4 protein-coding genes and 4 pseudogenes are annotated in these 8,933 nt (G+C 61.1%); 7 read left to right on the plus strand and 1 reads right to left on the minus strand.

Annotation, left to right across the window (positions count from 1 at the left end):
• Positions 1-402 precede the first annotated feature (402 nt).
• The 5 genes and pseudogenes from KIH26_RS16700 to KIH26_RS16720 all read left to right on the plus strand — a co-directional run bounded on the left by KIH26_RS16700 (position 403) and on the right by KIH26_RS16720 (position 6,922).
• Complete coding sequence (locus KIH26_RS16700; RefSeq protein WP_003049965.1) at positions 403-3,318, plus strand: Tn3-like element IS1071 family transposase; 2,916 nt, start codon at positions 403-405, stop codon at positions 3,316-3,318.
• A gap of 131 nt (positions 3,319-3,449) precedes the next feature.
• A pseudogene (locus KIH26_RS16705) lies at positions 3,450-3,578 on the plus strand (FAD-dependent oxidoreductase); the annotation flags it as partial.
• Between the two features lie 86 nt (positions 3,579-3,664).
• Positions 3,665-4,939 (plus strand): IS256 family transposase, encoded by a 1,275-nt coding sequence (locus KIH26_RS16710; protein WP_164886976.1) that lies wholly within the window; start codon positions 3,665-3,667, stop codon positions 4,937-4,939.
• Positions 4,940-5,138: 199 nt separating this feature from the next.
• Positions 5,139-6,335, plus strand: coding sequence for a sterol desaturase family protein (locus KIH26_RS16715; protein ID WP_213446833.1), 1,197 nt, complete (start codon positions 5,139-5,141; stop codon positions 6,333-6,335).
• Positions 6,332-6,922, plus strand: coding sequence for a hypothetical protein (locus KIH26_RS16720; protein ID WP_015061189.1), 591 nt, complete (start codon positions 6,332-6,334; stop codon positions 6,920-6,922). The genes KIH26_RS16715 and KIH26_RS16720 overlap by 4 nt, the downstream gene beginning before the upstream one ends.
• Positions 6,923-6,926: 4 nt before the next feature.
• Here KIH26_RS16720 and KIH26_RS16725 read toward each other — a convergent pair.
• Positions 6,927-7,187 (minus strand): annotated as a pseudogene (locus KIH26_RS16725) (SAM-dependent methyltransferase); the annotation flags it as partial.
• On the opposite strand from KIH26_RS16725, the pseudogene KIH26_RS16730 reads away from it, so the two are divergent.
• Both KIH26_RS16730 and KIH26_RS16735 read left to right on the plus strand, forming a co-directional pair.
• Positions 7,188-7,946 (plus strand): annotated as a pseudogene (locus tag KIH26_RS16730) (Tn3 family transposase); the annotation flags it as partial. It lies immediately after the preceding pseudogene.
• Between the two features lie 143 nt (positions 7,947-8,089).
• Positions 8,090-8,933 (plus strand): annotated as a pseudogene (locus KIH26_RS16735) (multicopper oxidase domain-containing protein); the annotation flags it as partial.

Genomic DNA, 8,933 nt, shown 5'->3' on the forward strand with positions numbered 1-8,933 from the left:
TTTGGCACGTTTCATCATGCAAAAACTGGTCCTCGATCAGGCGAAGTAGGCTTGCGTCACGAGACAATCAATAACTCATATTGGCAGCAGCTTAAATGGCCTTTCTCGCGTATTCGCTAACGCTGTCACGAGTCAAATCAATGCAGCCTCAAGCGCAACATTGCCTTGTTCTTAAGCGAATAGCGATGCGGCACAAGAGGTTGACCACTTCACTGCTATTGGGGCTGCAAACCAATTCCTTTGGCTACGGCTTGCCAGGGGTCTCCTCGTTTTCAGTGCAATAAGTGACGGTACGCAAAGCTAGCACTGGCGCGGGGGTGGTCTGGGTAGACCGTTGATTTCATTGACTTTCCTGTTCGCTTTGTAAACGGGTATGGTGGCCTCCCACTTTTGAGGTTCACGATGCAGGGTTGGCACACAACGTTTTTGGGGATGCGTGGGCTCCCCCGCGATATCAGCGACTTCGAGATGAAGGCATTTTTCACCTTCGATGGTGCCGAGCGCGACGCAATCAATGCACGCCGAGGTGATTCCCACAAGCTTGGTCTGGCGCTCCATATTGGTTTCCTGCGCATGAGTGGGCGTTTGCTCGGTGCCTTTCGGGTAATTCCAGTAGCCTTGTGGCGCCACCTTGGCAACGAGCTTGGCATTGCAGCACCAGAAGTCGCCTCGCTGAGAGCCATGTATGAACGCGGGCGCACGCTATTCGATCACCAACAAGTAGCCTGCACGGTCCTTGGATTCCAGTGGATGAGCGAGCACCAGCGCCGCTCACTGGTACGTGAACTGCGCGACGAAGTGGCGCGCTGCGCCGACCGCGATCAGCTACTCGTGCGGGCGCGTCAATGGCTGTACAAGAACAAGCTGGTGATCGTGCACGAGCGGGCAATTCGGACACTGATTGCGGCGGCACTTGCCCAGCTTGAAGTTGAAACAGGCACCGCCATCGCCGCCAGCGTTGATCCAGCAACACTTGATCGCTGGCGAGCCTCAGTTTCAGAGCTGCGCCCAGATGGACAAACCCAGCAGAGTTGGCTATGGGCTGCACCGGCGAAACACTCAACCCGCCAAATCAGCGAGGTACTGGAGCGCATCGACCTGCTTTACACGCTGGACGTTCATAAGCACCTGGCAGACATCCCCGATCTCATCTTGCGCCGCTACGCGCGCCGACTTGTCTCCAGGCCGCCCTCAGCCGGAGCCAAGATCAAAGAGCCAGCGCGCACCGTGGAGGTCGCATGCTTTCTTCGGTATTGCCTGTTCACCACCACAGACCAGTTGATCCTTATGGTGCAGCGCCGGATCGCCGATCTGTGGCGTCAGGCTGCCGCCGATGTCCCCGCTACCGTCAATTGGGCCGCAATGTACAAAACGCTGCTCGGCGAACTTGTTGCCTTGAGCGCGCAAGGTGCGGTGCCAGATGCTGAGTTGCGTGCCCGTCTTGAAGCCTTGATCACCGAAACCCAGAAACGCAAACCACCGAGCAGGGCCTCCCTGGTCCGCGAGGGATTGATTGATGGAATTCGCCCCGTGCGGTCGTTGCTCGTCGCCATTGCAAAGCTGCCCTGGCAGGCCACCGGCGAGCATCCTGCCATCGAGTACCTTGCCAAGCTGCAAGCTTTATATCTCAAAGGATCCAGAAAGCTGCCAGTTGAAGTGGTGGCACCAAGTCTGGGAATGATCTGGCAGGTTTCGATCTCCAGCCCAGACCGGGAACGGGCGTTTCAGGCGTTGGAGGTGGCCACCCTGTTTGCCCTGCGCCGCGCGGTGCGCAATGGCTCGGTCTGGATTGAGCACAGCCTGAGCTTTCGGGGTCGTGCGCGCTTGTTCTTCACGGACGAGCGTTGGCAGGCAGAGTCCAAGAAACACTATGCCCGTCTATCGTTACCCAGCAAGGCTGCCACTTTCTTGAAGCCTTTGCTGGCCAGAGTAACTGCCGGTGTCGATGCGGTGGCCGCTGCAGCCCGCAGTGGCGTACTGCGCGTGGATGATGAACTCCATTTGTCGCCATTGCCCGCAGAGGACGAAGACCCAGAAGTGACCAAGCTGCGCGCGGCTTTGGATCACCGCATCGGTGAGGTTCAATTGCCGGAAGTGATTCTGGCCGTTGACGCCCAGGTGCGCTTTAGCTGGATCATGCTCGGACGTGAGCCGCGCTCTACCGACGAGCTGCTGATGGTCTATGCCGGCATCATGGCCCACGGCACCAGTCTGACTGCGGTCGAATGCGCGCGCATGATTCCGCAATTGTCTGCCACCAGCATTCGCCAGGCCATGCGCTGGGCGCGGGACGAACGGCGTCTGAGCCAGGCCTGCCAGGCTGTGCTGGAATTCATGCAGCGACACCCGATTGCCGCCACCTGGGGGCGGTCCGATTTGGCATCTTCTGACATGATGAGCATGGAGACCACCAAACGGGTGTGGCAAGCCCGGCTTGATCCTCGGCGCAACACACCTTCCATTGGAATCTACTCCCATGTAAAAGACCGGTGGGGCATCTTCCATGCGCAGCCCTTTGTGCTCAATGAGCGCCAGGCGGGCGTGGCCATTGAAGGTGTCATCCGCCAAGAAAAGCTGGAGACCAGCCAGCTTGCTGTGGATACCCATGGCTACACCGACTTTGCCATGTCACATGCCCGTTTGCTTGGTTTTGATCTTTGCCCGCGGTTGAAGGAACTCAAACAGCGCCACCTCTTTGTGCCACGCGGCACCAAAGTGCCCGCAGAAATCGCTGCGGTGTGCGAAGCCAATGTCGACGTCGCTTTGATCGAAAAGCATTGGGATAGTCTGGTGCACCTGGCAGCCTCGGTCATGAGCGGACATGCCAGTGCGGTGGCAGCTCTTGCGCGGTTCGGTTCTGCCGCCCAGGGCGATCCAATCTATGAGGCTGGCGTGCAATTGGGGCGGTTGCTGCGTACGGCGTTTTTGGCTGACTACTTTGTCAAGGACGCTTTCAGGAACGAGTTGCGCCGGGTGCTCAATCGGGGCGAGGCTGTTAACGCCCTCAAGCGCGCCATTTATACCGGCCGGATCAGCCCGGCGCAGGCCAAACGTGTCGATGAAATGCAGGCTGTGGCCGATGCGTTGAGCCTGATGGCCAACATCGTGATGGCGTGGAATACCTCACAGATGCAGGCGGTCCTGGATCGCTGGTCGAACCGCCGCCAGGTCATTCCACCGGAACTGATCGGGAAGATTGCGCCCACCAGGCTGGAGAGCATCAACTTGCGGGGTGTGTTTCGCTTCCCGGTTGACCGCTATGCTGACCAAATCCTGCCTTCGCGGCCAAATGCATCGATAACTGGCACCAATGGATGAAACCGACCACGGTTTGACGCCACGAATCGCAGATTTGAAAGTGAACAGGAAAGTCAATGAAATCAACGATCTACCAACACCACCTCCGCGCCAGTGCTAGCTTTTCGTACCGTCACTTATTGCACTGAAAACGAGGAGACCCCAACGTGGACATCCAGATGCGCACCAATGTGCCGCACATCTTCGCCATCGGCGACATCGTGGGCCAGCCCATGCTGGCGCACAAGGCGGTGCACGAGGGCGATGTCCCGGAGTCTGTTGAACGCATGAGCTGAGGTGGCGGCTCCTTCGACCCGCATGCGCGAGCATGCGGGTTGCCTCACAAGCAACCGAAGGAGCCACCAGAGTGAAGTCTCACACGAAGCCCGCGCTGCGGGCCATGCCTGCTTCGCAGGTCCAGATCTCGCTGCCCGTGCAGGGTGTTCTGCGCGATGTTCGCCACGCCTTCCTGGGCCTGTGCATCGACGCTGGCCAGAAGGTGCTGGCCGCGATGATGGAAGCCGACAGGATCGCGCTGTGCGGCCCCAAGGGCGTGCCGGACGCTGGCCGGCGCGCCGTGCGCGGCGGCACCACCGCCAGCCAGGTCGTGCTGGGCGGCCAGCGCATCGCCGTACGGCGACCGCGGGCACGCTCGACGACCGAGGGCGAGTTGTCACTGCGCAGCTTCGAGTGGGCTGCTGGCCGCGACCCGCTGGACGCCGCCACGATGGCCGCCATCGCCGCGGGTGTGTCGACTCGGCGTTACGCCAGCACCCAGGAGCCGGTGCCGGCGGCACACCGGCCGCGTGCGGCCTCCAAGAGCGCGGTGTCGCGCCGCTTCGTGCAGCTCAGCCAGCAGCAGCTGGCACAGTGGCTCGCACGGCCCCTGGGCGATCTGGACCTGCCCGTCGTGATGATCGACGGCATCCACTTCCGCGACCGCGTCATCCTGCTGGCGCTGGGCATCGACGCCCAAGGAGACAAGCACGTCCTGGGGCTGCGCGAGGGCTCCACCGAGGCCACGCGGGTGGTCGTCTCGCTGCTGTCGGACCTGGTCGAGCGCGGGCTGGATGCCCAACGCATGCGGCTGTGGGTGATCGACGGCGGCAAGGCGCTGCGCAAGGCCATCGTCCAGACCTTCGGCGCGTGCGCGCTCCTCCAGCGCTGCCAGGAGCACAAGCGCCGCAACGTGCTGGAGCACCTGCCCGAAGACATGCACGCCGGCGTCAAGCGGGCCCTGAAGGACGCCTGGTCGGCCTCGGACGCCGAACTGGCGCGCAAGCAACTCGGCCGTCTGGCATCCGCGCTGCAGGCCAGGCACCCGGGTGCGGCGGCCAGTCTGCGCGAGGGCCTGGAGGAGACGCTGACCGTCCAGGCACTGGGCATCACCGGGGCGCTGTACCGCACGCTGCGCACGACCAACCCCATCGAGAACCTGAACGGCTCGGTGGCGCACTACAGCCGCAACGTCAAGCGCTGGGGCGACGGGCAGATGGTGCTGCGCTGGGTGGCCAGCGCGCTCAGCGACGCGGCCACGCGAATGCGCAAGCTGCGTGGCTGCGGCCAGATGCGCACCCTCCTCAAGGCCCTGGATGGCCGTCGCCCCGAAAGCGACAACGGCGCCGTCTTGAAGGCCGCGTAGCATGTCCACCGAGGAGCCGTCACCGGTCACGGTTCAACAGCGAGCGGGACATCGCCGCACCGGCACCCACGATCACAACATCAAAACTTTGCATGGGCTGTAGTGTAGAATTTCAACGATGACGGTACCCGATACAGAGGCGCTGCATAACGAGAGAGACAAAACCATGAATCCCATTGTTTACGCCATACCCGTATTCATGCTCACCATCCTGCTCGAGGCCTGGGTGGCCCGGCGGCGCGGTGTGGCGGTCTACGACATTCCCGACGCCATCACCAGCCTGCACCATGGCCTGTTGAGCCAGGTGACCAACGCCTTCACCAAGATCGCCACGCTGGGCATCTACATCGCGGTGTATGAGGCCTACCGCTTTACCGAATGGTCCATGAGCAGTATTCCGCTGTGGATTCTGGCCCTGGTGCTGTACGACCTGTGTTACTACTGGGCGCACCGCATGTACCACGAGGTCAATGTCATGTGGGCCTCGCATGTGGTGCACCACTCATCGGAGTACTACAACCTGTCCACCGCACTGCGGCAGACCTCTACCGGCGCGTTATTCGGCTGGGTGTTTTACCTGCCCCTGGCGGTGCTCGGTATCCCATGGCAGATGCTGGTGATCGTGGGCCTGATCGACCTGCTGTACCAGTACTGGGTGCACACCGAGCTGATAGGCCGCATGGGCGTGCTGGACCGCATTCTGGTCACGCCCAGCAACCACCGCGTGCACCACGGCCAGAACGACTACTGCATCGACAAGAACTACGGCGGTATCCTGGTCCTGTGGGACCGTCTGTTCGGCACTTTTGCCGACGAGCGCGATGACGAGAAAATTTGCTACGGCATCCGCAAGCCGCTGCACAGCTTCAGCCCGATCAAGGGCAACCTGCACTACTACGCCGACCTGTGGCAGATGTCCCGTGCGGCAAAGGGCTGGCGCGCCAAGCTGGGTGTCTGGGTGGCGCCACCGGGCGGCTGGACCGACGAACCCATCGAACATTTCGAGCCCCGCACCTTTACCCGCTTTGATGTGCAAACCCCCGCGCCGCTGCGTTGGTACGTGGCGCTGCAGTCCGCGGTGCTGGTGTCTTTTGTTTCGCATTTCATCGGTGTGGCCAAGGGCCTGGACAGAGGCACGGCCGCGGTGTACGCGCTGGGCATTTTGGTCACGGCGGTGGCGCTGGGGGCGCTGCTCGAGCGTTTTGTCTGGGGCAAGTGGCTGGAGCAGGTGCGTCTGCTGGCGCTGGGTGTGTCGTTCGCCGCCGTGCCGCAGTGGTTTGGGTTTGAGGCGCCGCTGCTGCTCAAGGGTGCGTTGCTGGTGTTGTGTGTGGGCAGTGTGGTCTGGCTGAATCGCCAGGCCGTTGCCCCTGCCAACGCGGTGGGAGTGGCAGCATGAATCCGGACGCCTTGTCGGATCTGGTGCTGCTGCTGGTGTGTGCCGCTATCCTGTGGTTTCACCTGCGCCAGCGGCCTGCTGTGGCAGTGGCCGCCGGCCTGATCGGTTTGGCGGCCTGCCTGGGTGTACTGCGGTATTCGGGCTGGGCCGAGATGCTGGGGCCACACCGTTTCACCAGCCTGCTGGCCGCATGTGCTGCGTTTCCGTTGCTTGCATCAGGCCTGCGCTGGCCGGATGCGCCGCTGGCCACACGTGGCGCGGCGGTCGGGCGTTTTGTGCTGGTCGTGGGGGGTGTCGGCATCGTGCTGACGCTGGCCGGTCTGGCGCTCTGGTCGCAGGTGGTGCCGGGCGTGTGTGCGCTGGTGATTGCCTGGACGGCGGTGCAGCAGCGCAATACCTGGGGCTTGGCGGGCACGCTGGCTTTGCTGGGCAGCTTTGTGGTGGCGGCTACTGGCAAGGCCGACAGCAACTACCTGGGCTTGTTCAACACCGTGCAATTGATGCACTACACCCTGGCGCTGGCCTTGGCGCTGCTGGCGGTGGGGGCCACGCGCACACCACAAAACCAGCAGCTCGCGGCTGCCTGAACGCTCAGGCGGTGCGCGTCTGGCCCAGGGGTTCCCGTTCGGGGACCTGGGCTGCGGCCAGCAGGCCCTGCATCACATCACCGACCACGATGACGCTGGGGCTGGCCAGGCCTTCCCGGGCGATGGTGGTCTGCAGCTCGCCCAGTGTGCAGACTGCATGGCGCTGCGTGGGCAGGCTGGCGTTGTGCACGATGGCCACGGGGGTGGTGTCGGGCAGGCCGTACAGCAGTTCGTCCTGGATGTGGGCGGCACCGCTCACACCCATGTCCGCCAAGAAAAGCTGGAGACCAGCCAGCTTGCTGTGGATACCCATGGCTACACCGACTTTGCCATGTCACATGCCCGTTTGCTTGGTTTTGATCTTTGCCCGCGGTTGAAGGAACTCAAACAGCGCCACCTCTTTGTGCCACGCGGCACCAAAGTGCCCGCAGAAATCGCTGCGGTGTGCGAAGCCAATGTCGACGTCGCTTTGATCGAAAAGCATTGGGATAGTCTGGTGCACCTGGCAGCCTCGGTCATGAGCGGACATGCCAGTGCGGTGGCAGCTCTTGCGCGGTTCGGTTCTGCCGCCCAGGGCGATCCAATCTATGAGGCTGGCGTGCAATTGGGGCGGTTGCTGCGTACGGCGTTTTTGGCTGACTACTTTGTCAAGGACGCTTTCAGGAACGAGTTGCGCCGGGTGCTCAATCGGGGCGAGGCTGTTAACGCCCTCAAGCGCGCCATTTATACCGGCCGGATCAGCCCGGCGCAGGCCAAACGTGTCGATGAAATGCAGGCTGTGGCCGATGCGTTGAGCCTGATGGCCAACATCGTGATGGCGTGGAATACCTCACAGATGCAGGCGGTCCTGGATCGCTGGTCGAACCGCCGCCAGGTCATTCCACCGGAACTGATCGGGAAGATTGCGCCCACCAGGCTGGAGAGCATCAACTTGCGGGGTGTGTTTCGCTTCCCGGTTGACCGCTATGCTGACCAAATCCTGCCTTCGCGGCCAAATGCATCGATAACTGGCACCAATGGATGAAACCGACCACGGTTTGACGCCACGAATCGCAGATTTGAAAGTGAACAGGAAAGTCAATGAAATCAACGATCTACCAACACCACCTCCGCGCCAGTGCTAGCTTTTCGTACCGTCACTTATTGCACTGAAAACGAGGAGACCCCGTGTATGAGTTTGTGGCGCGTCGCCCCGGCACCTTCATGTACCACCCACATGCCGACGAGATGACGCAGATGGCCATGGGCATGATGGGTTTTTGGGTCACGCACCCGAAAGAAAAGAATCCTGTGATTGATGAAGTCAACCGCGATTTTTGCTTCTTGCTCAATGCCTATGACATTGATCCCGGCAGCATGACTCCCAAGATCATGACCATGCTGGACTTCAATCTCTGGAGTTGGAACAGCCGTATCTTTCCCGGCATTGATTCGCTCAACGTGCGGCTCAATGACAAAGTACGTATCCGCATCGGCAATTTGACAATGACCAATCACCCGATTCATCTTCATGGACACGAATTCCTCGTCACGGGCACGGATGGTGGCCCCACGCCAAAATCGACTCGCTGGTATGAAGTGACAACCGATGTAGCCGTGGGACAAATGCGCCAGATCGAGTTCCTTGCTGACGAAGAAGGCGATTGGGCATTTCATTGCCACAAGAGCCATCACACGATGAATGCGATGGGGCATGATGTTCCAACCATGATCGGCGTGGATCACAAAGGACTCGTGAGAAAAATCCAAAAAGCCATTCCCGACTACATGGTGATGGGCGAACGCGGCATGGCCGATATGGGCGAGATGGAGATGGAGCTGCCTGAGAACACCGCACCGATGATGACAGGCACAGGGCCTTACGGCTCGGTCGAGATGGGCGGTATGTTCAGCATGGTCAAGGTGCGTAAGGATCAGAAACCGGGCGACTATAAAGATCCCGGTTGGTACAAGCAACCACCCGGCACGCAAGCTTTTGAATGGACAGGTGCATTGCCTGAGCCTGCACGCT

The organism is Variovorax sp. PCZ-1, from assembly GCF_018413605.1.
Taxonomy (GTDB): domain Bacteria; phylum Pseudomonadota; class Gammaproteobacteria; order Burkholderiales; family Burkholderiaceae_C; genus JANMDU01.